This window comes from Cellulomonas wangleii, assembly GCF_018388445.1.
Classification (GTDB): domain Bacteria; phylum Actinomycetota; class Actinomycetes; order Actinomycetales; family Cellulomonadaceae; genus Cellulomonas; species Cellulomonas wangleii.
This window is the reverse complement of the sequence record NZ_CP074405.1, coordinates 1,746,027-1,769,068: the sequence shown is the minus strand read 5'-3', so window position 1 is coordinate 1,769,068 and position 23,042 is coordinate 1,746,027. Positions and strand designations below refer to the sequence as shown.

At 74.4% G+C, this 23,042-nt stretch carries 24 protein-coding genes; 8 read left to right on the top strand and 16 right to left on the bottom strand.

Annotated features, from left to right (window positions below; translation table 11 throughout):
* Positions 1-39 precede the first annotated feature (39 nt).
* The 3 genes from KG103_RS08165 (at position 40) to KG103_RS08155 (ending at position 2,496) form a co-directional block, all read left to right on the top strand.
* Positions 40-453, top strand: a complete 414-nt coding sequence (locus KG103_RS08165) for a Fur family transcriptional regulator (RefSeq protein WP_307860948.1) — start codon at positions 40-42, stop codon at positions 451-453.
* 69 nt (positions 454-522) lie between these two features.
* Positions 523-2,025: a catalase gene (locus KG103_RS08160; protein ID WP_207341310.1), complete on the top strand. Its 1,503-nt coding sequence runs from the start codon at positions 523-525 to the stop codon at positions 2,023-2,025.
* A 93-nt stretch (positions 2,026-2,118) separates the two neighbouring features.
* Positions 2,119-2,496 (top strand): DUF1844 domain-containing protein, encoded by a 378-nt coding sequence (locus KG103_RS08155; protein ID WP_207341311.1) that lies wholly within the window; start codon positions 2,119-2,121, stop codon positions 2,494-2,496.
* Positions 2,497-2,532: 36 nt separating this feature from the next.
* Here KG103_RS08155 and KG103_RS08150 read toward each other — a convergent pair whose 3' ends face one another.
* The gene (locus KG103_RS08150; protein ID WP_249670854.1) at positions 2,533-3,777 is read right to left on the bottom strand and encodes an MFS transporter; all 1,245 of its coding nucleotides are present in this window, start codon (positions 3,775-3,777) and stop codon (positions 2,533-2,535) included.
* Between the two features lie 169 nt (positions 3,778-3,946).
* Here KG103_RS08150 and KG103_RS08145 point away from each other — a divergent pair, with 169 nt between their 5' ends.
* The 3 genes from KG103_RS08145 to KG103_RS08135 are packed head-to-tail and all read left to right on the top strand — an operon-like array spanning position 3,947 to position 5,825.
* On the top strand, positions 3,947-4,627 hold the full coding sequence (locus tag KG103_RS08145; protein ID WP_207341312.1) for a hypothetical protein: 681 nt from the start codon (positions 3,947-3,949) through the stop codon (positions 4,625-4,627).
* A complete protein-coding gene (locus KG103_RS08140; RefSeq protein WP_207341313.1) occupies positions 4,624-5,373 on the top strand; it encodes a S1C family serine protease in 750 nt (249 codons plus the stop codon). Before KG103_RS08145 ends, KG103_RS08140 begins: the two co-directional genes overlap by 4 nt.
* 38 nt (positions 5,374-5,411) lie before the next feature.
* Entirely contained in the window at positions 5,412-5,825 is a 414-nt protein-coding gene (locus KG103_RS08135) for a spore germination protein GerW family protein (RefSeq protein ID WP_207341314.1), read from the top strand.
* A gap of 14 nt (positions 5,826-5,839) precedes the next feature.
* Here the strand turns inward: KG103_RS08135 and KG103_RS08130 are convergent, their stop codons facing one another.
* The 6 genes from KG103_RS08130 to KG103_RS08105 all read right to left on the bottom strand — a co-directional run bounded on the left by KG103_RS08130 (position 5,840) and on the right by KG103_RS08105 (position 10,349).
* Positions 5,840-6,568: an SseB family protein gene (locus KG103_RS08130; RefSeq protein WP_207341315.1), complete on the bottom strand. Its 729-nt coding sequence runs from the start codon at positions 6,566-6,568 to the stop codon at positions 5,840-5,842.
* Entirely contained in the window at positions 6,565-7,317 is a 753-nt protein-coding gene (priA, locus tag KG103_RS08125; RefSeq protein WP_207341316.1) for a bifunctional 1-(5-phosphoribosyl)-5-((5-phosphoribosylamino)methylideneamino)imidazole-4-carboxamide isomerase/phosphoribosylanthranilate isomerase PriA, read from the bottom strand. Before priA ends, KG103_RS08130 begins: the two co-directional genes overlap by 4 nt.
* A gap of 108 nt (positions 7,318-7,425) precedes the next feature.
* Entirely contained in the window at positions 7,426-8,073 is a 648-nt protein-coding gene (hisH, locus tag KG103_RS08120; protein ID WP_207341317.1) for an imidazole glycerol phosphate synthase subunit HisH, read from the bottom strand.
* A gap of 73 nt (positions 8,074-8,146) precedes the next feature.
* Complete coding sequence (locus KG103_RS08115) at positions 8,147-8,623, bottom strand: hypothetical protein (RefSeq protein WP_207341318.1); 477 nt, start codon at positions 8,621-8,623, stop codon at positions 8,147-8,149.
* Entirely contained in the window at positions 8,620-9,231 is a 612-nt protein-coding gene (gene hisB, locus KG103_RS08110; RefSeq protein ID WP_207341319.1) for an imidazoleglycerol-phosphate dehydratase HisB, read from the bottom strand. The genes KG103_RS08115 and hisB overlap by 4 nt, the downstream gene beginning before the upstream one ends.
* Entirely contained in the window at positions 9,228-10,349 is a 1,122-nt protein-coding gene (locus KG103_RS08105; protein WP_207341320.1) for a histidinol-phosphate transaminase, read from the bottom strand. Before KG103_RS08105 ends, hisB begins: the two co-directional genes overlap by 4 nt.
* An 86-nt stretch (positions 10,350-10,435) precedes the next feature.
* On the opposite strand from KG103_RS08105, the gene KG103_RS08100 reads away from it, so the two are divergent.
* On the top strand, positions 10,436-12,601 hold the full coding sequence (locus KG103_RS08100) for a RecQ family ATP-dependent DNA helicase (RefSeq protein ID WP_207341321.1): 2,166 nt from the start codon (positions 10,436-10,438) through the stop codon (positions 12,599-12,601).
* Between the two features lie 67 nt (positions 12,602-12,668).
* On the opposite strand, the gene hisD is transcribed toward KG103_RS08100, so the two are convergent.
* Entirely contained in the window at positions 12,669-13,991 is a 1,323-nt protein-coding gene (gene hisD, locus KG103_RS08095; protein WP_207341322.1) for a histidinol dehydrogenase, read from the bottom strand.
* Between the two features lie 134 nt (positions 13,992-14,125).
* Here hisD and KG103_RS08090 point away from each other — a divergent pair, with 134 nt between their 5' ends.
* A complete protein-coding gene (locus KG103_RS08090) occupies positions 14,126-14,338 on the top strand; it encodes an RNA-binding S4 domain-containing protein (protein ID WP_207341323.1) in 213 nt (70 codons plus the stop codon).
* Between the two features lie 65 nt (positions 14,339-14,403).
* Here KG103_RS08090 and dnaE read toward each other — a convergent pair whose 3' ends face one another.
* The 8 genes from dnaE to pgeF all read right to left on the bottom strand — a co-directional run bounded on the left by dnaE (position 14,404) and on the right by pgeF (position 23,005).
* Positions 14,404-17,967, bottom strand: coding sequence for a DNA polymerase III subunit alpha (gene dnaE / locus KG103_RS08085; RefSeq protein ID WP_207341324.1), 3,564 nt, complete (start codon positions 17,965-17,967; stop codon positions 14,404-14,406).
* A gap of 52 nt (positions 17,968-18,019) precedes the next feature.
* Positions 18,020-18,955 carry an RluA family pseudouridine synthase gene (locus KG103_RS08080; protein WP_207341325.1) on the bottom strand — a complete coding sequence of 312 codons (936 nt, stop codon included), beginning with the start codon at positions 18,953-18,955 and terminating at the stop codon, positions 18,020-18,022.
* On the bottom strand, positions 18,952-19,725 hold the full coding sequence (gene lspA / locus KG103_RS08075; RefSeq protein WP_249670853.1) for a signal peptidase II: 774 nt from the start codon (positions 19,723-19,725) through the stop codon (positions 18,952-18,954). Before lspA ends, KG103_RS08080 begins: the two co-directional genes overlap by 4 nt.
* Before the next feature lie 20 nt (positions 19,726-19,745).
* Positions 19,746-20,186 (bottom strand): TraR/DksA family transcriptional regulator, encoded by a 441-nt coding sequence (locus KG103_RS08070; protein ID WP_207800455.1) that lies wholly within the window; start codon positions 20,184-20,186, stop codon positions 19,746-19,748.
* Positions 20,187-20,434: 248 nt separating this feature from the next.
* Entirely contained in the window at positions 20,435-21,127 is a 693-nt protein-coding gene (locus KG103_RS08065) for a DivIVA domain-containing protein (protein ID WP_207341326.1), read from the bottom strand.
* Between the two features lie 169 nt (positions 21,128-21,296).
* Positions 21,297-21,584, bottom strand: a complete 288-nt coding sequence (locus KG103_RS08060; RefSeq protein ID WP_207341327.1) for a YggT family protein — start codon at positions 21,582-21,584, stop codon at positions 21,297-21,299.
* Positions 21,585-21,587: 3 nt separating this feature from the next.
* Positions 21,588-22,067 (bottom strand): cell division protein SepF, encoded by a 480-nt coding sequence (locus tag KG103_RS08055; RefSeq protein ID WP_207341490.1) that lies wholly within the window; start codon positions 22,065-22,067, stop codon positions 21,588-21,590.
* A gap of 185 nt (positions 22,068-22,252) precedes the next feature.
* Positions 22,253-23,005 (bottom strand): peptidoglycan editing factor PgeF, encoded by a 753-nt coding sequence (pgeF, locus tag KG103_RS08050; protein ID WP_307860949.1) that lies wholly within the window; start codon positions 23,003-23,005, stop codon positions 22,253-22,255.
* Between the last annotated feature and the right edge of the window lie 37 nt (positions 23,006-23,042).

Here is a 23,042-nt window from a genome sequence, read left to right as displayed (position 1 = left end):
AATCTTGAACCATTCCAGAAAACGTGGTCGAGTGTGCCCGTGACCGACACCGACCTGCTCCGTGAGCACGGGCTGCGGGTGACCGCCCCGCGGCTCGCCGTGCTCGACGCGCTCGCCGGTCGCGCGCACCTCGACGCCGACGCGGTGCTGCAGGAGGTCCGCGCCACGCTGCCGAGCGTGTCCGTGCAGGCGGTCTACGACGTGCTGCACGCACTCACCGACGCCGGCCTCCTGCGCCGCATCGAGCCGGCGGGCCACCCGGCCCGCTACGAGCGGCGCACCGGTGACAACCACCACCACGTCGTGTGCCGCGGCTGCGGCACCCTCGACGACGTCGACTGCACGGTCGGCCACGCGCCGTGCCTCATCCCCAGCTCCACGTCCGGCTTCGCGGTCGAGTCCGCCGAGGTCACGTTCTGGGGCCTGTGCCCCACCTGCCGGTCGGCCGGCTGACCCACCGCCGCCCACCCGCACCACGATCCCCGCCGGGCCCGTCCGCCCGGTCGACGAGAGGAACCCACCTTGTCCCACGTCCCGCCCACCACCACCAACTCCGGCGCACCGGTCGCCTCCGACGCCCACGCCCTGTCCGTCGGCGCCGACGGCCCGATCGCCCTGCACGACCACTACCTGGTGGAGAAGCTCGCGCAGTTCAACCGCGAGCGGGTGCCGGAGCGCGTCGTGCACGCCAAGGGTGGCGGTGCGTTCGGCACGTTCACGGTGACGAACGACGTGTCGGCCTACACCCGCGCCGCGGTGTTCCAGCCCGGCACGACGACCGAGATGCTCGCGCGCTTCTCCACGGTCGCCGGTGAGCAGGGCTCCCCCGACACCTGGCGCGACCCCCGCGGCTTCGCGCTGAAGTTCTACACGACCGAGGGCAACTACGACCTCGTCGGCAACAACACCCCCGTCTTCTTCATCCGCGACGGCATCAAGTTCCCCGACTTCATCCACTCCCAGAAGCGGCTGCCCGGCTCGCACCTGCGCGACAACGACATGCAGTGGGACTTCTGGACGCTGTCGCCGGAGTCGGCGCACCAGGTGACGTGGCTCATGGGCGACCGTGGCATCCCCGCCACGTGGCGGAACATGGACGGCTTCGGGTCGCACACGTACCAGTGGATCAACGCCGCCGGTGAGCGCTTCTGGGTCAAGTACCACTTCAAGACCCAGCAGGGCATCGAGAACATGCCGGCCGAGGTCGCCGCGCAGCTGGCCGGCTCGGACGCCGACCACCACATCCGCGACCTCCACGAGCACATCGAGGCCGGCGACTTCCCGCGCTGGACGCTCAGCGTGCAGGTCATGCCCTACGCGGACGCCGCGGAGTACCGCTTCAACCCGTTCGACCTGACCAAGGTGTGGCCGCACGGCGACTACCCGCTGATCGAGGTCGGCGTCATGGAGCTGAACCGCAACCCGGAGAACTACTTCGCGCAGATCGAGCAGGCGACGTTCGCGCCGAGCAACTTCGTGCCCGGCATCGCCGCCAGCCCCGACAAGATGCTGCTCGCGCGCATCTTCTCCTACGCCGACGCGCACCGGTACCGCGTGGGCACGAACCACGCCCAGCTGCCGGTGAACGCCCCGCAGTCGCCGGTGCACTCGTACTCGCAGGACGGCGCCGCGCGGTACACCTTCTCCTCGGCGACCACCCCGGTCTACGCGCCCAACTCGGTCGGCGGCCCGGCTGCCGACCCGGCCCGCGCCGGTGAGGGCGGCTGGGAGTCGGACGGCGCCCTGGTGCGCACGGCGGCGACCCTGCACCCCGAGGACGACGACTTCGGCCAGGCGGGCACGCTCTACCGCGAGGTGTTCGACGACGCCGCGCGCGCCCGGTTCCTCGACACGATCACCGGCCACGTCGGTGGCGTGAAGCGCTCGGACGTCCGTGAGCGCGCCATCCAGTACTGGACCAACGTCGACGCCGGCCTCGGCCAGGCGCTGCGCGAGCGCCTCACCGCGCTCGACGCGCCCGTCGAGACGGGTGACCCCGGCACGGCGAGCGTCCCGGTCGCCTGACCACCGCCCTCGGTCACGTCGGCCCCGCACCCCGTCGGGTGCGGGGCCGACGTGCGTCGGGGCACCGCGCACCGGCGGTGAGAGGATCGACGCATGAGCCACACCCACGCCGACGACGCGGCCACCGACCCGACGACCCAGGCCGTCCGTGACATCGCCGACGTCGCGGCGGTCGAGGTCATCACCGCCGCGGCGGTCCACCTCATGAGCGCCGCCGCCGTCAAGTGCGGCCTGGCCGAGGACGACGCGCAGGGTCCGGGCGCGCGGCACCGGGACCTCGACGAGGCCCGCAAGCTGATCACGGCCCTGGCGGCGCTCGTGGTGACGTCGGCGCCCGACATCGGCAACCAGCACGCCCGCTCGCTGCGCGACGGCCTGCGCTCGCTGCAGCTCGCGTTCCGTGAGGCGTCGCCGTTCCCCGACGCACCGGGCGAGGGCCCGGGCGAGACGTTCACCGGCCCGGTGTCCTGACACCGGCGGGCGTCGCGTCGGGGTCCCGCGGTCGGGTCAGCGCCGGGCGGGGTCCTCACGCAGGTCGCGCACCGGCGCGGTGACGACGTCCGTCACCACGGGGACGCCGCCGCCGTGCGCGCGGCGCCGCCCGGCGAGTGCGACCACGACGAGGCCCACGACGGCCACGGCGCCGCCGACGACGGCCGCCGTCGCGAACCCCGCGCCCGCGCCGGCACGGTCGATGACCACCCCGCACAGGGGTGCCCCCAGCGCGTTGCCCACGGTCTGCATGGTCCCGCCCCACCCCATGACCTCGCCGCGGCGCTCCTCGGGCACCAGCCGCACGAGCGTGGCGTTGATCGACGCGAGGACCGGGGCGCAGGGCAGGCCGGCGATGACGACGGCGACCGCGAGCGCCCCCCGCCCGTCGGCGAACGCCGCCGGCAGGGTGGCCAGCGCGAGCAGCGCCACCAGCACCAGCGGCGCGGGCTGCCGCGGGCTGATGCCGTGCAGGAGCCCGCCCACGAGCGACCCGCCGGCCCAGAGCGCGACCATCCACCCCACGTCCTGCGGGCGTCCGGCGTCGTTGAGCGCCGCGACGAGGGACACGTCCGTCCCCACGATGACGAAGGCTGCGGCGACGGCCGCGAGCAGCACGACCAGCAGCCGGGGCGTCACCACCCGGCCCGCGGGGCCGGCGGCCGGCGTCGCCGCCCCCGACGCGGACCGCGTCGGGGGGTCGGCCCACAGCAGCAGGGCGCCGCCGCCCACGGTCGCGACGCCGACCACGGTGAGCGCCAGCACGCTCGAGCCGCCGGTCACGAGCAGCACCCCGAGCACGGGACCGAGCATGAACGTCAGCTCCGTGGCCACGGAGTCGAGCGCGAACGCCGCCTTCTGCTGCGCGGGCGGCACGAGCACGGACAGCGACTGCCGCACCACCGAGAACACCGGGACGAGGAAGAGGCCGCCGACGAACACCACGGCGATGAGGCCGACGTAGTCCAGGTGCGGGGCGGCCAGCCACACCGCCGACTCCACGGCCACCGACGGCAGCACGGCGCGGCGCAGCCCGAGCCGGTCCACGAGCCGTCCGCGCCACGGGGCACCCACGGCGAGCCCGACGGTGAGGGACGCCGCGACGACGCCGGCGCGTCCGTAGCCCTCGTCGAGCGCCCCGACGACGTGCAGCGTGAGCACGACCCCCGACATGGCGTGCGGGACCCGGGCGACCAGCCCGATGAGGAACAACCGCGCCACACCGGGCAGGCGCAGCACGTCGGAGTAGGCGGAACGCACGATCGACCATGCTGACACGGTGCGGGTCACCGCCCGTGCGGCCGGCGCCCGCGATGCCGGGATCGTCCGGTGCGGCGCGCGCGAGCCACGTCACACTCCCGGACGAGGGCGCGCGGGCGTCCGGTCCGGGCTCGCCGTGACCCTCGCCACGCCGCCCTATCCTGGGGCGATGACCGGACCGAGCGGCCCGACCCCCGACCCCGGGCAGCGTCGCCCCGAGCCCAGGGTGACGACACCGACCGCGCCCCTGCCGGCGGGCTGGGCGGGGCCCGAGCCCGTCGCGGCCGCCCCGCACACGACCCCCGCGCACACGGCCCCCGCGCCGACCGCGCCGCCGCGGCGCGGACGTGCCACCACGGTGCTCGCGCTGCTCCTGGTCGCGGTGCTGGCGACCGCCGGCGTGGTCGGCTGGCGCCTCTGGGAGACCACGGTCGCCTGGGAGGAGTCCGCCGCCGACTGGGAGGCCCTGGCACGCACCCACGGCGACGAGCTCGCGCAGGTGCGCGCCGAGCTCGAGGCGACGGCGGGCGAGCTCGACGCCACGCGTGCCCAGCTGGCCGCCGCGCAGACGCGCATCACCGAGCTCGCCGACGAGAAGGCCCAGCTCGGCGACACCACCGCCGCGCAGCAGCAGCTCGCGGACTACCAGGCGCGCGTCTCGCAGGCCGCGGGGCGCGTCGCGACGTCCCTGGCCACCTGCGTCGACGGTCAGGAGCGCCTCATCGGCTACCTGCAGGACGCCGCGGCCTACGACGCCGCCGACGTCGCCCGCTTCCGCGCGGACGTCGAGCGCGTGTGCGGGGCCGCCGCCGACGCGAACGCCTCGCTGCAGAGCGAGCTGTCCCGGTGAGGACGGCGCACCGCAGGAGGGCGCTCGCACCCGTGGCCGCGCTGGTGGCTGTCCTGCCGGTCGTCGGCGGGTGCGCCGCCCTGCCCGAGCCCCCGGCCCCCGTGCCGACGAGCGTCGTGCCCACGGCCGCCCAGGTACCGCCGCCGGCCGCCGACGGCTCGCAGCTGTCCCCCGACGGCTTCGACGCCGCCCAGCGGATGGCGGTCCGGATCCGCAACATCGGCTGCGGCGGGCTGTCCACCGGGTCCGGCTTCGCGCTCGACGAGCACACGCTCGTCACCAACCGGCACGTGGTCGCGGACTCGGCCGAGCTCCAGCTGAGCACCTACGACGGTCGCGACGTCGCCGCGGAGGCCGCCAGCACCGCGGGGCTGGCGGACCTCGCGGTGGTCCGCACTGTCGACGCGCTGCCCGCGGCGCCCGTCCTGGCCGAGGCCGACCCCCAGGTCGGCGACCCGGTGACGGTCGTGGGGTACCCGCTGGGCCGGCAGCTGACCGTGACGGACGGCCGCGTCGTCGGCGAGGTGACGGACCCGCTGCACGCGAACCTGGGCCAGGTGCTCGTCACCGACGCCCCGGTGGAGCCCGGGAGCTCGGGGTCCGCCGCCCTCGACGCGGACGGTCGCGTCATCGGCGTCGTGTACGCGAAGAACGCGGAGGGGATGAGCTTTCTGGTGCCCGTGAGCACGTTGCGCGCCATGCTGGGCGACGACACGGCGTTCGCGCCGGCACCGACCTGCGGGTGAGCGCGGGCCGGTCCATCACGACGACGGGACGGCACGACATGACGGAGCGCAGGTTCGACCCGGCCACCCTGACCGGTGCGGCGGCAGACACCTTCACGGTCCGCCGGGCCTTCGGCGAGGCGTACGAGCGCGACGGGCGTCTCGTCGTGCCCGTCGCGCGCGTCACGGTCCTCACGGGGTCCGGGGCGGGCGGGGGCGACGGCGACCTGACACCCCCGGACGCCGCGGACGACGGGTCCCGCGCGACGGGCCGCGTCGCGCACGGCAGCGGCGACGGCGGTGCGGGCGGGTTCGCCGCGCACGTCACCCCGCTGGGCATGGTCGTCGTCGACGACGACGGCGCGCACTGGCAGCCGACCATCGACATCAACCGCGTGATCCTCGGCGGTCAGGTCGTCGCCGCCGTGGTCGCGAGCGTCTGGGCGGTCGCGTGGGCCGTCCGGCGTCGCTGAGCACGACCGTCGGCTCAGGCTGCGCGGACCCGGAGCTCCAGGGAGTCCACGCGGGCCGCGACCACCGGGTCGTGCGCCAGCGCGTCGTTGACCTGCGCCAGGACCCGGTCGAGCGCCGCCCGGTCCAGCCCGGCGGGCAGGGCGAGCCGCACCGCCACCTCGGCGCGGGAGCCGGGCACCGCCTCCGCGTCGACCACGAGGCGGACGTCCGCGAGCGCGGCGCGCACGGCGGAGCACACCTCGTCGTCGACCCGGCCGTCGTGGACGGCCGGCTGCCAGCCGTGACCCTGGGCGAGCGCGTACACGGCGGTGCGCGGCAGCGCGACGGTCACCGGGCCGGCGGGGTCGAGGACCAGGACCTCCCAGCCCTCCGCGACCGCGGAGAGTGCCGCCCGCGGGACCGCGGTGGGCACGGGGCGGGCGTCGGCACGCCAGCGCGCCATCGCCGCGACCCCCGTGAAGACCGGCAGGGCCGTGCGGCCGTCGGGCGTGCGCAGCGCGACGATGCCCGCGGACGCCTCCTTGTCGACCGTGTGGGCGTGGCCGCCGTGCTCGACGACGTCGGCCACCTCGAGCTCGGCGAGGACGGGCACGAGCACGCGCGTGGGCGCCAGGGCAGCCACCACGTCGGCGAGCGGCGCGTCCCCGGCGGCGTGCCGGGCGAGCACGTCCACCAGCGTGGGGTCGGCGGACCCGTCGTCCCCGGCGAACGGCGACGACGGCGGCAGCTCGCGACCCCTCACGGGCGTCCGGCCACGTCCAGCGCCTGCGGCAGCGTGAACGCACCCGCGTAGAGCGCCTTGCCGACGATCGCGCCCTCGACGCCGACCCCGACGAGACCGCGCAGGGCGCGGATGTCCTCGAGGCTGGAGATGCCGCCCGACGCCACGACGGGCGCGGACGTGCGTGCGCACACCTCGCGCAGCAGGTCCAGGTTGGGTCCGCGCAGCGTGCCGTCCTTGGTGACGTCGGTGACGACGTAGCGCGAGCACCCGGCGGCGTCGAGGCGCGCGAGCACCTCCCACAGGTCGCCGCCCTCCTGCGTCCAGCCGCGCGCTGCGAGCGTGGTGCCGCGCACGTCGAGCCCCACGGCGATCTGCTCGCCGTGCGAGGCGATGACGTCCGCCGTCCACTCCGGGTCCTCCAGCGCGGCCGTCCCGAGGTTGACCCGGGTCGCACCGGTCGCCAGGGCGCGCTCGAGCGACGCGTCGTCACGGATGCCGCCGGACAGCTCGACCTTGACGCCCTTGGCCGCCAGGTCGGCGGCCACCTTGCCGAGCAGGACCGCGTTGGTGCCGCGGCCGAAGGCGGCGTCCAGGTCCACCAGGTGGATCCACTCCGCCCCGCCGGCGTACCAGTCGAGCGCGGCCGTCAGCGGGTCGCCGTACGCCGTCTCCGAGCCGGCCTCGCCCTGCACGAGGCGGACGGCCTGGCCGTCGGCGACGTCGACGGCGGGCAGCAGCTCGAGCCGGGGCTCACGCGTGGGAGTCATGGGTCCTCTCCGGGTGGGGCCGCACCGGACCTCCGACGGGCCGGTGCGGTGCGGTGCGGTGCGGTGCGGTGCGGTGCAGTGCAGTGCGGGTGACGTGCGGTGCCGTGCTCAGCGCAGCGAGCCGACCCAGTGGGCCAGCAGCTCCGCGCCGGCGTCGCCGGACTTCTCGGGGTGGAACTGGGTGGCCGACAGCGGCCCGTTCTCCACCGCGGCGACGAACCGGCCGCCGTGGTCGGCCCACGTCACCCGCGGGGCGGGCAGCGGGTGCTCGCCCGCCGGGGGCGCGTCGGCCAGCGGGAAGGAGCGCGCGGCGTAGGAGTGGACGAAGTAGAAGCGCTCGCCGTCGAGCCCGTCGAGCAGGACGGAGTCCTGCGGTGCCGTCACGTCGGCCCAGCCCATGTGCGGCACGACGTCGGCCTCGAGGCGGTCGACCACACCGGGCCACTGGCCCAGGCCCTCGGTGCGCACACCGTGCTCGACACCCTCGGCGAACATGACCTGCATGCCGACGCAGATGCCGAGCACCGGGCGACCGCCGGCCAGCCGGCGGTCGACGACCTGGTCGCCCCCGACGGCGCGCAGGCCCTGCATGCAGGCGGCGAACGCACCGACACCGGGCACCACGAGACCGTCGGCGTCGAGGGCCGCCTGCTTGTCGGCGGTCAGCTCGACGTCGGCACCGACCCGGGCGAGCGCCCGCACCGCGGAGCGCACGTTCCCGAAGCCGTAGTCCAGGACGACAACGCGGGGAGACACGACCCCAGGGTAACCGCGACGCGGTGCGGCCCCGGGCAGTCGTCCGACGACCGGACGGTCCCCGGGCGCCGGGTCAGCGCCGGTGCGCGGCCAGCAGCTTCATCGCCTTCCAGCGCGACATCCCGACGGACGACACCACACCCTCGACCTCACCGGCCGGCAGGTCCCCCAGCAGCAGCTCCTCGAGGACCTCGGGAGCCCCGGACAGCACCAGGCCGGCCGGCAGGTCCTTCTCGTGCTCGCCGCCCACCCACTGCGACGCCGTGACCTTGCCCCCGCGACGCTCCAGCAGCACGACGGGGACCTGGCGCAGCAGCCGGGACACGGCACCGGCCGCGGGGACGCCGGCCGCGGGGTCACGCAGCACCGCGAGCGCGCCCACGGACGACGGCACCGCGTCCACGTCCACGCCCGCCAGCGAGCAGGCGGCCGCGAGCGCCGGCGCGACCGCGACCTGCGTCACGACGACGGCCACCGTGGGCGTCGGTGCCGCGGTCAGACCCGACAGGTCGTCGGGGATCTCGATGCCGCGCAGGTCGTCCTCGCTCACAGCGCACCCTTCGTGGACGGGATGCCGTCGACGCGCGGGTCCAGCGCCACGGCCGTGCGCAGCGCGCGGGCCAGCGCCTTGAACTGCGCCTCGACGATGTGGTGCGGGTCGCGGCCCGCGAGCACGCGCATGTGCACGGTGAACGCCGCGTGGTGCGCGATCGACTCGAGCACGTGCGCGGTCAGCGACCCCGTGAAGTGGCCGCCGATGAGGTGGTACTGCTGCCCCTCGGGCTCACCCGAGTGCACGAAGTAGGGCCGTCCCGAGACGTCGACGACCGCGTGGGCGAGCGCCTCGTCGAGCGGCACCGTCGCGTCGCCGTAGCGGACGATGCCCCGCTTGTCGCCCAGCGCCTCGCGCAGCGCCTGCCCGAGCACGATCGCGGTGTCCTCGACGGTGTGGTGGGCGTCGATGTGCGTGTCGCCCTTGGCCTGCACCGTCAGGTCGATCAGCGAGTGCTTGCCGAGCGCCGTGAGCATGTGGTCGTAGAACGGCACGCTCGTGTCGATCTGCGTGCGCCCCGTGCCGTCGAGGTCGAGCTCGACCAGCACGCTGGACTCGCTGGTGCTGCGCTCGATGCGCGCCGTGCGCCGGCGTGCCTCACTCATCGTCCTGCCACCTCCACCAGGGCGTCCTTGAACGCCGCCGTCTCCTCCGGGGTGCCGACCGACACCCGGAGCCATCCCTCGGGGCCCGTGACCCGCACGAGCACACCGCGGTCGAGCAGACCCTGCCAGACCGCCTCGCGGTCGTCGAACAGGCCGAACAGCACGAAGTTCGCGTCCGAGTCGGCGGCCGTGAACCCGTGGTCCCGCAGCCACGTCACCAGGGCGTCCCGCTCGGCGCGCAACGACCCCACCTGCGCCATGAGCTCGGGGGCGTGCCGCAGCGCGGCGCGCGCGACCGCCTGCGTGACCGCCGACAGGTGGTACGGCAGGCGCACGACGCGCAGCGCGTCGACCAGGGCGCGTGAGGCCGACAGGTAGCCGACGCGCGCACCGGCCAGGCCGAAGGCCTTGGACATGGTGCGGCTGACGGCCAGGTGCGGGTAGTCGTCGAGCAGCTCGAGCGCCGACGGCGTGCCCTCGCGACGGAACTCGCCGTACGCCTCGTCGACCACCACGACGCACCCGCCGGGCACCTCGGCGGCGGTGTCGAGCACGGCACGCACGGTGCCCGCCGGCAGTGCGGTGCCGGTCGGGTTGTTCGGGCTGGCCAGCAGCACGACGCTCGGCGCGTGCGCCGCGATCGTCGCGCGCGCGTGGTCGGGGTCGAGCGTGAAGTCCTCCGCGCGACGGCCCGTGACCCAGGCGGTCGACGTGCCGCGCGCGTACTCCGGGTACATCGAGTACGTCGGGGCGAACGACAGCGCGGTGCGCCCGGGGCCGCCGAACGCCTGCATGACGTGCAGCATGATCTCGTTCGAGCCGTTCGCCGCCCACATCTGCTCGGGCTCGCGGTGCACACCCGACTCGACCTCGAGGTAGGCGGCGAGGTCGGCGCGCAGCGCAGCGAAGTCGCGGTCGGGGTACCGGTTGAGGCCGCGGGTCGCGTCGGCGACCGCGGCGGCCACGTCGGCGACGACCTGGTCGGACGGGGCGTACGGGTTCTCGTTGACGTTCAGCAGCACCGGGACGTCGAGCTGCGGGGCACCGTACGGCTCGATGCCGACGAGCTCGGGGCGCAGCGGCAGCGTGCCGGGCGACAGGTCGGGAGCGGCGGTCACGTCCCGAGTCTAGGTTCCGTGCCGCGTGCCCCGGCCAGGGGCCCGCGCACCGGGACGTGTCGGCGTCCCGACGTACGCTGCCGGGCATGCCCACCCCTGCTCCCGACACCGCCACCGCCGTCGACCGGGTCGCGCTGCGCGCGCAGGCGGAGGAGGTGCTGCGGGCGCTCGTCGGACGCGACGACGCCCACCTGCACGAGGACCAGTGGCAGGCGGTCGAGGCCCTGGTCGCGGACCGCCGGCGGGTGCTGGTCGTGCAGCGCACCGGGTGGGGCAAGTCCGCTGTGTACTTCGTCGCCACCGCGCTGCTGCGCCGCGGCGCCGCCGGGCCCCCGCGCGGCGCCACGATCATCGTGTCGCCGCTGCTCGCGCTCATGCGCAACCAGGTCGACGCGGCACGCCGCGCCGGCATCGCCGCGGAGACGCTCAACTCGGCCAACCAGCAGGACTGGGACGAGGTGCACGCGCGCATCGCCGCCGGCGAGGTCGACGTGCTGCTCGTGTCCCCCGAGCGCCTCAACAACCCCGGCTTCCGCGACGAGGTGCTGCCGCGGCTCGCGTCCGACGCCGGGCTCGTGGTGGTGGACGAGGCCCACTGCGTGTCCGACTGGGGCCACGACTTCCGGCCCGACTACCGGCGCATCGGCACGCTGCTGGCCGACCTGCCCGCCGGGGTGCCGGTGCTCGCCACCACGGCCACCGCCAACGCGCGCGTCACGGCCGACGTCGCCGAGCAGCTCGCCGTCACCGGGACCGGCGACGACGGCGACGCCGGTCCCGGCACCCTGGTGCTGCGCGGCACGCTCGACCGGCCCAGCCTGCGGCTGCAGGTGACGGCGCTGCCCGACGTCGCGACCCGCCTCGCGTGGCTCGCGTCGACGCTGCCGACCTTGACCGGCTCCGGGATCATCTACTGCCTGACCATCGCCGCGGTCGAGCAGGTGACCGAGCACCTGCGCGCGGCCGGGCTCGACGTCCGGTCGTACACCGGCCAGACCGACCCCACCGAGCGCGAGCAGGCCGAGGCCGACCTCCTCGCCAACCGCGTGAAGGCGCTGGTGGCGACGTCGGCCCTCGGCATGGGGTACGACAAGCCGGACCTCGGGTTCGTCGTCCACGTGGGCGCGCCCTCCTCCCCCATCGCCTACTACCAGCAGGTGGGACGCGCCGGCCGTGCGACCGCCCGCGCCGACGTCGTGCTCCTGCCCGGGCACGACGACCAGGCGATCTGGGAGTGGTTCGCCTCGACGGCCTTCCCGCCGGAGGACCAGGTGCGCGCGACGCTCGCGGCGCTCGACTCCCAGGGGACGCTGTCGACCGCCGCCCTGGAGACGTTCGTCAGCCTGCGCCGCAGCCGCCTCGAGGGGATGCTCAAGGTCCTCGACGTCGACGGCGCGGTGCGCCGCGTGCGCGGCGGCTGGGAGTCCACCGGGCAGCCGTGGGCCTACGACGGGGAGCGGTACGCCCGCGTCACCGCCGCACGGCGCGCCGAGCAGCGCACGATGCTCGACTACCAGGCCACCGAGGGCTGCCGGATGGCGTTCCTGCGCGCCGCGCTCGACGACCCGGACCTGCCCGACGGCTGGCGGTGCGGACGCTGCGACCGGTGCACGGGGACGAGCGTCGGGGCGGTGCCCGACGCGGGCGCGGTCGAGCACGCGCGCGAGCTGCTGGCGGTGCCCGGCGAGCCCGTCACCGCGCGCCGGCAGTGGCCCAGCGGTCTGGGCTCGCTCGGGCTGGACCTCAAGGGACGGATCGCACCCGGCGAGCAGGTGGCCGAGGGGCGTGCCGTCGGCCGCCTCGACGCGCTCGGGTGGGGCGGCCCGCTGCGCGAGGCGCTGCGCGAGCAGGTGCCCACGGAGCTGCCGGTGAACCTGCGGCCCGCCGTGCGCACCGTGCTGGACGCGTGGGCCCCCCCGGTGGACGTCGTCGTCGCCGTCGCGTCGGAGAGCCGCGGCGCCCTCGTCGAGCACCTGGCGGCCGGGACGGCGCGGCTGCTGGGCGTGCCGCTCGTCGGCGCGCTGCTGCCGACCGGGACGCCGTCGCGGCACGACGTGAACTCCGCGCAGCGGCTGGCGGACGTGCTGCGCCACGTCGACCTGCCGCCCGACGTGGCGGCCGCGGTCGACGGTCGACGGGTGCTGCTGGTGGACGACCGCACCGACACCGGCTGGACGCTGACGGTGGCCGGCCGTCTGCTGCGCCGTGCCGGCGCGACCGAGGTGCTGCCGTTCGTGCTCGGGGTGGGCTGACGCCCGGGCCGGGCACCGACGCGTGAGCGCACGGGCCCGCCGCGCCGAGCGCGACGGGCCGCGTCGTTCAGAACCGCGCGCGCACCGCCTCGCCGTGGGCCGGCAGCCCCTCGGCGTCGGCCAGCGCCACGACCCGGTCGGCCACGGCGGCCAGCGCGTCGGCGTCGTACTCGATCACCTGCACGGCACGCAGGAACGAGTGCACACCCAGGCCGCTGGCGAAGTGCGCGCAGCCGCCGGTGGGCAGCACGTGGTTCGACCCCGCCATGTAGTCGCCCAGGGACACCGGGGACCACGGCCCGACGAAGATCGCGCCGGCGCTCGTGACGCGGTCCGCCCAGGCGGCGGCGTCGACCGTCTGGATCTCCAGGTGCTCGGCCCCGTAGGCGTTCACGACGTCGAGGCCGGCGTCCAGGTCGTCGACCAGGACGATCGCCGACTGGGTGCCCCGCAGCGCGACCCCGACGCGGTCCCGGTTGGCGGTGGCGTCCGTCAGGTCGACGAGCTTCGCCTCGACCGCACCCGCCAGCTCCACGGACGGCGTGACGAGCACGGCCGCGGCGAGCGGGTCGTGCTCAGCCTGGGAGATGAGGTCGGCGGCGACGTGCACGGGGTCGGCGGTGCCGTCCGCGAGGATCGCGATCTCCGTCGGGCCGGCCTCGGCGTCGATGCCCACGACGCCGCGCACCAGGCGCTTGGCCGCCGCGACGTAGACGTTGCCGGGTCCGGTGATGACGTCCACGGGCTCGCACAGCGTCTCGCCGTCGACGTCCTCGCTGCCCGCTGCGCCGTACGCCAGCATCGCGACCGCCTGCGCGCCGCCGACGGCGTAGACCTCGTCCACGCCGAGCAGGGCGCAGGTGGCCAGGACCACGGGGTCGGGCAGCCCGTCGTTGTCCTTCTGGGGCGGGGACACGACCGCGAGCGACGTCACGCCGGCCTCCTGGGCCGCCACGACGTTCATGACGACCGACGACGGGTACACCGCGAGGCCGCCGGGCACGTACAGCCCGACGCGGCGCACCGGGAGCCAGCGCTGGCGCACCTGGGCACCCGGCGCGACCTGCACCGTGAAGTCCTGCGGGCGCTGCGCGCCGTGCACGGCACGCACCCGTCGGATCGTCTCCTCCAGCGCGGCGCGGACCTGCGGGTCCAGCGCCCCCACCGCACCGGCGACCACCTCGGCCGGGACCCGCACGTACGCGGGACGCACGCCGTCGAACCGCTCGGCCAGCTCGCGCAGGGCGTCCGCGCCCCGCGTGCGCACCGCCTCGAGGATCGGTGCCACCGTGGTGGTGGCGTGCTCGACATCGAGCTCGGCCCGGGGCAGCTCGAGGAGCAGCTCACGACGTGACGGACGGCGACCGCGCAGGTCGATTCTGGAGATCACGGGATCGAGTCTAGGACGACGCACGGTGACGGGTCGGGGCCGTCCGCCGCCCGCGGATCCGGCGCGGCGACGGTTGCCGCACCGGGCGACGGTGCCGCGCGGGGACACCGTGCCGCGCCTGGCAGACTGGCCACGTGACCCAGCACGACGAGCCCATCCGCCTCGGCCAGTTCCTCAAGCTCGTCGGCCTCGCCGACACCGGCGGGCACGCCCGCGCCCTCCTCGACGACGGCGCGGTGACCGTCAACGGGGAGCCCGAGGCCCGCCGCGGTCGGCAGCTGCGCCCGGGCGACGTGGTGGAGGTCGACCTGCCCGGCGGCGTGCAGCGCGCGACCGTCGAGGACTGACCGGGCACGGACTGCGCAGCGCGGCCACCCGGCCGGCACGTGGCCGACCGGGTGCGGGACCGGGATCAGGACGCCAGGCAGCTCGGACCGAGCAGGGCCTTGAGGTCCCCGAACAACGAGGGTGACCGCTCGACGCGCAGCCCGTCGTCGAGCCGCATCACCACGGCCCGGCCGGGGCTGGTGAGCCGCAGGTGGACCTCGGTGACGCCCGGGTGCGTCGACAGCACCTCGCGCAGCCGCTCGACGACGGGCGGCGTGCAGCGGCCCTCCGTCAGGGACACCACGACCGGGGAGTCGGCGGCCTGCGACGTGTCCGGGATGGAGACCTCCATCGCCTGCAGCTGCATCTGGTCGTCGCGGCGACGCACACGGCCCCGCACCACGAGCACCGCGTCCTCGGCCAGCACCGTCGAGTAGGCGAGGTAGGTCTCGCCGAAGAACATGATCTCGACGGAGCCCTCCATGTCCTCGAGCGTCACGGCGGCCCACGGGTTGCCCTGCTTCGACATCTTGCGCTGCAGGGTCGTCACCAGGCCCGCGACCACGACCGTCGACCCGTCGGGGCGCTCGGTGTCCGCGTTGAGCGTCGCGATCGACACGTCGGCCTGCGCGGACAGCACGTGCTCGAGCCCCGACAGCGGATGGTCCGAGACGTACAGGCCGAGCATCTCGCGCTCGAACGCCAGGCGCTGCTTCTTGTCCCAGTCCGGCAGGTCCGGGATCGTCACGGCGATGCCGGTGCCGGTCTCGTCGTCACCGCCCAGGTCGGCGAACAGGTCGAACTGGCCCGTCGCCTCCTTGCGCTTGACGTCGATGACCGCGTCCACGGCCTGCTCGTGGATCAGCAGGAGCGCCCGACGGGGGTGGCCGAGGGAGTCGAACGCACCGGCCTTGATGAGCGACTCGATCGTCCGCTTGTTGCAGACGACCGCCGGCACCTTGTCGAGGAAGTCGGTGAAGGACGTGAACGCGCCCTTCTCCTCGCGGGCCGCCACGATCGCGTCCACGACGTTCGCGCCGACGTTGCGCACGGCCGTCAGGCCGAACCGGATGTCGACACCCACGGCCGTGAAGTTCGCCGACGACGAGTTCACGTCCGGCGGCAGCACCGTGATGCCCATGTGCCGGCACTCACCGAGGTACAGGGCCGACTTGTCCTTGTCGTCACGCACGCTGGTGAGCAGCGCCGCCATGTACTCGGTGGGGAAGTTCGCCTTGAGGTAGGCGGTCCAGTACGAGACGACGCCGTACGCCGCGGAGTGCGCCTTGTTGAAGGCGTAGCCGGCGAACGGCACGAGGACGTCCCAGACGGCCTGGATCGCGCCGTCGGAGTACCCGCGCTCGCGCATGCCGGCCTGGAAGGGGATGAACTCCTTGTCGAGCACCTCCTTCTTCTTCTTGCCCATCGCGCGACGCAGCAGGTCGGCCTGACCCAGCGAGTACCCGGCCAGCACCTGGGCCGCCTTCTGCACCTGCTCCTGGTAGACGATCAGGCCGTGCGTGACGCCGACGACCTCCTCGAGCGGCTCCACCAGCTCGGGGTGGATCGGCTCGATCTCCTGCAGGCCGTTCTTGCGCACCGCGTAGTTGACGTGCGAGTTCATGCCCATCGGGCCCGGGCGGTAGAGCGCGATGACGGCCGAGATGTCCTCGAAGTTGTCCGGGCGCATCTGGCGCAGCAGCGAGCGCATGGGCCCGCCGTCGAGCTGGAAGACCCCGAGCGTGTCACCGCGGCCGAGGAGCTCGTACGTCGCAGGGTCGTCGAGCGGGACCGTCTCGATCTCGATCGCGGGCTTGCCGTTCATCACGATGTTCTCGAGCGCGTCGTCGAGGATCGTGAGGTTGCGCAGACCCAGGAAGTCCATCTTGATGAGGCCGAGGGCCTCGGACGCCGGCTGGTCGAACTGCGTGATGATCGCCCCGTCCTGCGGGCGCTTCATGATCGGGATGATGTCGAGCAGCGGCTCGCTCGACATGATGACGCCGGCGGCGTGCACACCCCACTGCCGCTTGAGGTTCTCCAGCCCGCGGGCCGTCTCCAGCACGCGCTGCGCCTCGGGGTCCGCCGCCACGACCTGGCGGAACTCGTCGGCCTCGGCGTAGCGCGGGTGCTCCGGGTCGTACATGCCCGACAGCGGGATGTCCTTGCCCATGACGGCCGGGGGCATCGCCTTGGTGAGCTTGTCGCCCATCGCGAACGGGAAGCCGAGGACGCGCGACGCGTCCTTGAGGGCCTGCTTGGCCTTGATCGTGCCGTAGGTGACGATCTGGCAGACCCGGTCGTCGCCGTACTTCTCGGTGACGTAGCGGATGACCTCGCCGCGCCGGCGCTCGTCGAAGTCCACGTCGACGTCGGGCCAGGACACGCGCTCGGGGTTGAGGAACCGCTCGAAGATCAGGCCGTGCTCGAGCGGGTCGAGCTCGGTGATGCCCATGGCGTACGACGCCATGGAGCCGGCCGCCGAGCCACGACCGGGTCCGACGCGGATGCCCTGCGCCTTGGCCCAGTTGATGAAGTCGGCGACGACGAGGAAGTAGCCGGAGAAGCCGAGCTGCGTGATGACGCCCGTCTCGTACTCGGCCTGCTTGCGCACCGCGTCGGGCACCGAGCCGTGGTAGCGCCGCTGCAGGCCGCGCTCGACCTCCTTGATGAACCACGACTCCTCGTTCTCCCCCGCCGGGACGGGGAAGCGGGGCATGTAGTTCGCCCCGGTGTTGAACTTGACCTCGCACTGCTCGGCGATCAGCACCGTGTTGTCGCACGCCTCGGGCAGCTCGGCCCACGTGCGGCGCATCTCCGCGGCCGACTTCACGTAGTAGCCGGACCCGCTGAACGCGAACCGGCTGCCGCCCTGGTCGCTCGTCGGCTCGTCGAGCGTCGAGCCGGACTGCACCGCGAGCAGCACCTCGTGCGCGTGGGCGTCCTCCTCACGCGTGTAGTGCAGGTCGTTCGTCGCCACGAGCGGGGCACCGATGCCCTCGGCGACGCGCAGCAGGTCCTTGATGACCCGACGCTCGATGTCGAGGCCGTGGTCCATGACCTCGATGTAGAAGCTCTCCTTGCCGAAGATGTCCTGCAGCTCGCCCGCGGCACGCACGGCCTCGTCGTAGTGACCGAGGCGCAGGCGCGTCTGGATCTCCCCCGACGGGCACCCGCTGGTGGCGATCAGACCGTCGGAGTACCGCGACATCAGCTCACGGTCCATGCGCGGCCACTTGCCCATCTGGCCCTCGAGGGACGCCAACGACCCCATCCGGAACAGGTTGTGCATGCCCTCGGTGGTGCGGCTCAGCAGTGTCAGGTGCGTGTACGCACCGCGCGCCGAGACGTCGTCGGCCGCCTGGTGCGCCTCGCCCCAGCGCACGCGGTTCTGGTCGAACCGGCTGGTGCCCGGCGTGACGTACGCCTCGACGCCGATGATGGGCTTGATGCCCCGGTCCGTCGCCTTCTGCCAGAACTCGAACGCGCCGAACAGGTAGCCGTGGTCCGTGATCGCCATGGCCGTCTGGCCCAGCCGCTTGGCCTCGTCGAGCATCTCGCCGATACGCGCGGCGCCGTCGAGCATCGAGTACTCGCTGTGCACGTGGAGGTGGACGAAGGACGGGTCCGGGGATCCTCCAGCACTCATGCTGGCGATCCTACGTCGCCCCACCGACGCCCCCGGACTGCCCCGCCGGGATCTAGGAGTACGCCCCCCGCAGCGTCTCGAGCCCGGCGGCGAGGTCGTCCGGGTACTCGCTGGCGGCCTCGAACCACTGCCCCGTCCCGGGGTGCTCGAAGCCCAGGCGCATCGCGTGCAGCCACTGCCGGGTGACCCCGACACGCGCCGCGAGCGCGGGATCGGCCCCGTAGGTGAGGTCCCCCACCAGGCTGTGGTGCAGCGCAGCGAAGTGCACGCGGATCTGGTGCGTCCGACCCGTCTCCAGGTGCACCTCGACCAGCGAGGCCCCGGGCAGCATCTCCAGCACCTCGTAGTGCGTGACCGACGGCTTGCCACCCGCGACCACGGCGAACTTCCAGTCCGACGACGGGTGACGGCCGATCGGGGCGTCGATCGTGCCCGTCGTCGGCGACGGGTGGCCCTGCACCAGCGCGTGGTAGACCTTCTCGACCGTGCGCTCCTTGAACGCCCGCTTGAGCTCGGTGTACGCGTGCTCGCTCTTGGCGACCACCATGAGGCCGGACGTGCCCGCGTCGAGGCGGTGGACGATGCCCTGGCGCTCGGCGGAGCCGGACGTGGAGATGCGGTAGCCCGCGGCGGCGAGCGCGCCCACCACGGTGGGACCCGTCCAGCCGGGCGACGGGTGCGCCGCGACACCGACGGGCTTGTCGACGACCACGAGGTCGTCGTCGTCGTGGACGATCCGCATCCCCGGCACGGGCTCGGGGACCACGGCCGGCACGGCGGGAGCCGCGGGCTCCAGGTCGACCTCCAGGTAGGCACCCGCGACCAGCCGGTCGGACTTGCCCACCGGGAGCCCGTCGACACGGACGGCACCCTCGGCGGCGAGCTCCGCGGCGCGCGTGCGCGACAGCCCCAGCAGACGGGCGAGCGCGGCGTCGACCCGCTCACCGGCCAGGCCGTCCGGGACGGGCAGCGCCCGCGTGCCGCTCACGCCGCACCCCCACCCGTGATCGGGCCGGACGTGCTGGGGCCCGGCTTCGTGGTGCCGGGCGTGGCGGTGCCGGGCGTGGCGGTGCCGGGCGTGGCGGTGTCGGGCGTGGCGGTGTCGGGCACGTCGGTGCCGTCGGCCGGTGCGGGATCGCCCGCCGTTCCCGGAGGAGCGGCGTCGTGCCCGTCGCGGCTGCCGTCGACGTGGATGCCGCGCGAGGTGAGCCACACGACCAGCACCGCCGCCACGACGATGGCGATGTCCGCGATGTTCCCGATGAAGAGCCGCCCGTACGCGAGGAAGTCGATGACGTGGCCGCGCAGCGGCCCGGGCTCGCGGACCATCCGGTCCACGAGGTTGCCGAGCGCACCCCCGAGCAGCAGCCCCAGGGCCACCGCCCAGCCCGCCGAGCCGATACGCCGCGACACCCGCACGATCACGATGACGACGACCACCGCGACCAGCGTCAGGACCCAGGTCATGCCCGTCGCGATCGAGAGCGCGGCGCCGGGGTTGCGGACGAGCTGGAGCCCGAACAGGTCCCCGAGCAGCGGCGTGCGCTCCCCCGGGGCCAGCGCGGCCACCGCCCACACCTTGGTGACCTGGTCCACGACCAGCACCGAGAGGGTGAGGGCGACGAGCCCGCGGATCAGCCGACGACGGCGCTCGGGGGCGACGAGCACCGCCCCACCCGCTCCGTCGTCGCCCGTCGCGGTCGCGGCGGGTGTCGGGCGGTCGTCGGGCAGGGCGGTGTCGTCGTCCGTCGTGGGCACCGCAGGAGTCTACGGGCGCCTCAGCGGCGCTCCTCCCGCTGCTTGCAGCTCACGCACAGCATCGCGCGCGGGAACGCCTGCAGGCGTGCCTTGCCGATGGCCTGCCCGCAGGACTCGCACACACCGAACGTCCCGGCGGCGAGCCGGTCGAGCGCGTGAGAGGTCTGGTCGAGCAGGTCGCGCGTGTTGTTCACGAGGGTGAGCTCGTGCTCACGCTCGAGTGCGGACGAACCGGAGTCCGCCTGGTCGTCCCCGGCACCGTCGCCGGAGTTGCGCAGCAGATCCGACAGCTCAGCGTCGGCCGCAGCCACCTCGTCGATGAGGCGTAGGCGGTCGGCAGTGAGCTCGTCGGTGACCTGGTCGATCTCGGCTCGGGTCCACGGCACCTCGCCGTCACGCACCGGCAGCAGCGCGACCGGTCCCCCCCGTTCCTCGTCGGACCCCGTCGTCAGCGTGCTCAAGGCATCATTGATGGTCACGGACGTTCCCCCCGTCTCGAGTGCGCCGACTTTATGCGCGTCCGGGGCACCGCACAACAGGACACGACGGGCGCGGGGCACGCGACACGCCGGGCCGACCAGCCGGTGGCCGCTGGGGCGACCGCCGCGCCCTCCTGGCCGCCGTCGGCCGCACCGTCGTCGCCCTGGTGCCGTCCGGGCACGCCGACGCCGCCGGGGGCGGGCACGCACCCCCGGCGGCGGGCAGTCGATCAGATGCTCTGGCTCTCCGGGACCGACTGGCCCTGGCCCGAGCGGGGCGGCAGCGCGTTGCCGCGGTTCTCGAGGTCCCCGAGGAGGTTCTCGAGGTAGCTCTTGAGGCGCGTGCGGTAGTCCCGCTCGAACACCCGCAGCTCGTCGATCTTGCGCTCGAGGAGCGAGCGCTCCTGCTCGAGCTGGCCGAGGGTGCGCTGCGAGGTCTCCTCCGCCTCACGCACGATCCGGTTGGCCCGCGTCTTCGCCTCGTTGATGAGCCGGTCGGACTCCTCCTGGCCGCTGCGCACGTAGTCGTCGTGCAGCTTCTGCGCCAGGGCGAGCATGCCGGTCGCGGACTCGGGCTCGTTGCCCCGCGCGGGGCCGGGCGCCGGCGCCGACACGACGGACGGCTGGGCCATGGCCGGCACGGGGGCGGGCTGGGCCGGAGCGGGAGCGGGGGTCGGCTCCGGGGTCGGCTCCGGCTTGGGCGCGGGCGCGGCCTGCTGGGCACCTGCGCGGCTGAGCTCCGCGATGCGTCGCTCCGCGGCCGCGAGCTTCGTCTTCAGGTCGTCGTTCTCGCCCTGGACGTCCCGCAGGGTGTTGACGACCTCGTCCAGGAAGTCGTCGACCTCGTCCTGGTCGTAGCCTTCCCGGAACTTCGTCGCCTGGAACTTCTTGTTCAGGACGTCGTCTGCGGTGAGCAGTGCCATCGTCGTCACCTCTGTCGGTCGTACTGGCTCTGGCCGGCGGCAGTCAGTCCACCGACCACCTCGGGCCACGGTAGCGGAGAATCCGGGCGGCGTACGCCTCCCGACACTTCGAGGACGCGTGCTGCGCGCACCCCGCGGACGCCCGCACGGGCGCCCGTCGAACGGCGGTTCAGGACAGCCTGCCCAGCACCTGGAGCAGCAGCGAGCACACGAGCGCGAGCACCAGGAAGGCCAGGTCGAACCGCACGGAGCCGATGCCGATCGGCGGCAGGACGCGCCGCAGCGCGCGCAGGGGCGGGTCGGTGACCGAGTAGGTCACCTCCGCGACGACGAGGACGAACCCCGTCGGCCGCCAGTCGCGCGCGAAGACCTGGACCCAGTCCAGCACCAGGCGCACGAGCAGCAGCAGGAAGAAGACGAGGACGACCAGGTACAGCAGGCTGGCGAGCAGGCGCACGCGTCAGCTCTGGTTGTAGAAGCCGGAACGCGTCGCCGGCTCGGCAGCGGTCGCCGCGTCGCCCGCCAGCTCCACGTGCGCGGGCGACAGCAGGAAGACCTTGCTCGTCACGCGCTCGATGGCACCGTGCAGGCCGAAGATCAGCCCTGCGGAGAAGTCGACGAGACGCTTGGCGTCCGAGTCGTCCATGTCCGTGAGGTTCATGATCACCGGCGTCCCCTCGCGGAACGCCTCGCCGATCTTGCGCGCGTCGTTGTACGAGCGGGGGTGGATGGTCGTGATGCGGCGCAGGTCGCCCGCCTCGTGCGGCGCCGGTGCAGCCTGCACCCGCGGCGTTCGGTGCAGCGGCATGACCTGGGCCTCGTAGCTGTCCTCGGGCACGGCGACCTCCGCCTCCTCGTACTCCTCGAGGTACTCCTCGTGGTCGGACCGGTCGTCGGCCAGGCCGAGGTACAGCATCGTCTTGCGCAGCGCTCCGGCCATCGCGTCGTCTCCCATCCGCCGGGCTCCCCCGACTCCTGCGGCCCTGCCTGACGGCACCGGCCGCCCGGCAGGTGCCGGGAACGGTGTCGGTGCGGTGTCGATCGTCTCCGCGCTGGTCACGCTAGCAACGCAGGCCCGGGAGGGCGCGGCGACACGCGGGCGTGTCGCGGCCGCCGCTCACGAGGTCACCCGGTCGGCGCGGTGCGCGCCGGGAGCAGCCGGACGACGCCGACGAACCGCCCGGTGGTCGCCGAGCCCTCGTGGACCGCGCGGCGGTGCGAGTACAGGTCGGCGTCGCGGTACGTGTCACGGCCGTCCGCGTGGACGTGGACCAGCCCGGCGCGCAGCAGCACCGCGCGCGCACCGGCCGCGAGGTCGAGCGCGGGCGTGCCCGCCGCCGTCGTCGCGGCCGCCTCCGGCACCACGGCGGCCACCTCGTCCCGCATCGCGGCGGGGACCTCGTAGGACGCGCCGGCGATGCAGGGGCCGACGGCGGCGACGGTGCGCGCCGGGTCCGCGCCCCGCCGGACCATGGCGGCCACCGTGGCCTGCAGCACGCCGGCCGCCAGCCCCGCCCGGCCGGCGTGCGCGGCGGCCACGACGCGGGCCACGGGGTCGGCCAGCAGCACGGGTGCGCAGTCCGCCACGTACACACCCACCGCCACGTCCGGGGTCGTCGTCACCAGACCATCCGCGGGGAGGTCCCGCGACGACACGTCGGTGACGAGCAGCACGTCGGCGCCGTGCACCTGGGTGGCGAGCACGACCGGCGCACCGATCCGCTGCTCCAGCGCGCGCCGGTTGGCGGCGACGGCGGCGGGGTCGTCACCCACCCGGGTCCCCAGGTTCAGACCACGCCACGGGCCGCCGCTGCGGCCGCCGGCCCGCGAGGTGAACCCCGCCACGACGCCGGGGCCGAGCGGAACGGCGTCGATCACGACGCCGTCCGCCGGCCCCGGACGGTCGGCCACACGG

Excerpts from the sequence above, each read along its gene's own strand:
- hisB (WP_207341319.1), bottom strand. The coding sequence starts at position 9,231 with ATGAGTGAGGCACGCCGGCGCACGGCGCGCATCGAGCGCAGCACCAGC.
- KG103_RS08100 (WP_207341321.1), top strand. The coding sequence starts at position 10,436 with ATGCCCACCCCTGCTCCCGACACCGCCACCGCCGTCGACCGGGTCGCG.
- KG103_RS08155 (WP_207341311.1), top strand. The coding sequence starts at position 2,119 with ATGAGCCACACCCACGCCGACGACGCGGCCACCGACCCGACGACCCAG.
- priA (WP_207341316.1), bottom strand. The coding sequence starts at position 7,317 with ATGACTCCCACGCGTGAGCCCCGGCTCGAGCTGCTGCCCGCCGTCGAC.
- dnaE (WP_207341324.1), bottom strand. The coding sequence starts at position 17,967 with ATGAGTGCTGGAGGATCCCCGGACCCGTCCTTCGTCCACCTCCACGTG.
- KG103_RS08135 (WP_207341314.1), top strand. The coding sequence starts at position 5,412 with ATGACGGAGCGCAGGTTCGACCCGGCCACCCTGACCGGTGCGGCGGCA.
- KG103_RS08145 (WP_207341312.1), top strand. The coding sequence starts at position 3,947 with ATGACCGGACCGAGCGGCCCGACCCCCGACCCCGGGCAGCGTCGCCCC.
- KG103_RS08065 (WP_207341326.1), bottom strand. The coding sequence starts at position 21,127 with ATGGCACTGCTCACCGCAGACGACGTCCTGAACAAGAAGTTCCAGGCG.
- KG103_RS08055 (WP_207341490.1), bottom strand. The coding sequence starts at position 22,067 with ATGGCCGGAGCGCTGCGCAAGACGATGCTGTACCTCGGCCTGGCCGAC.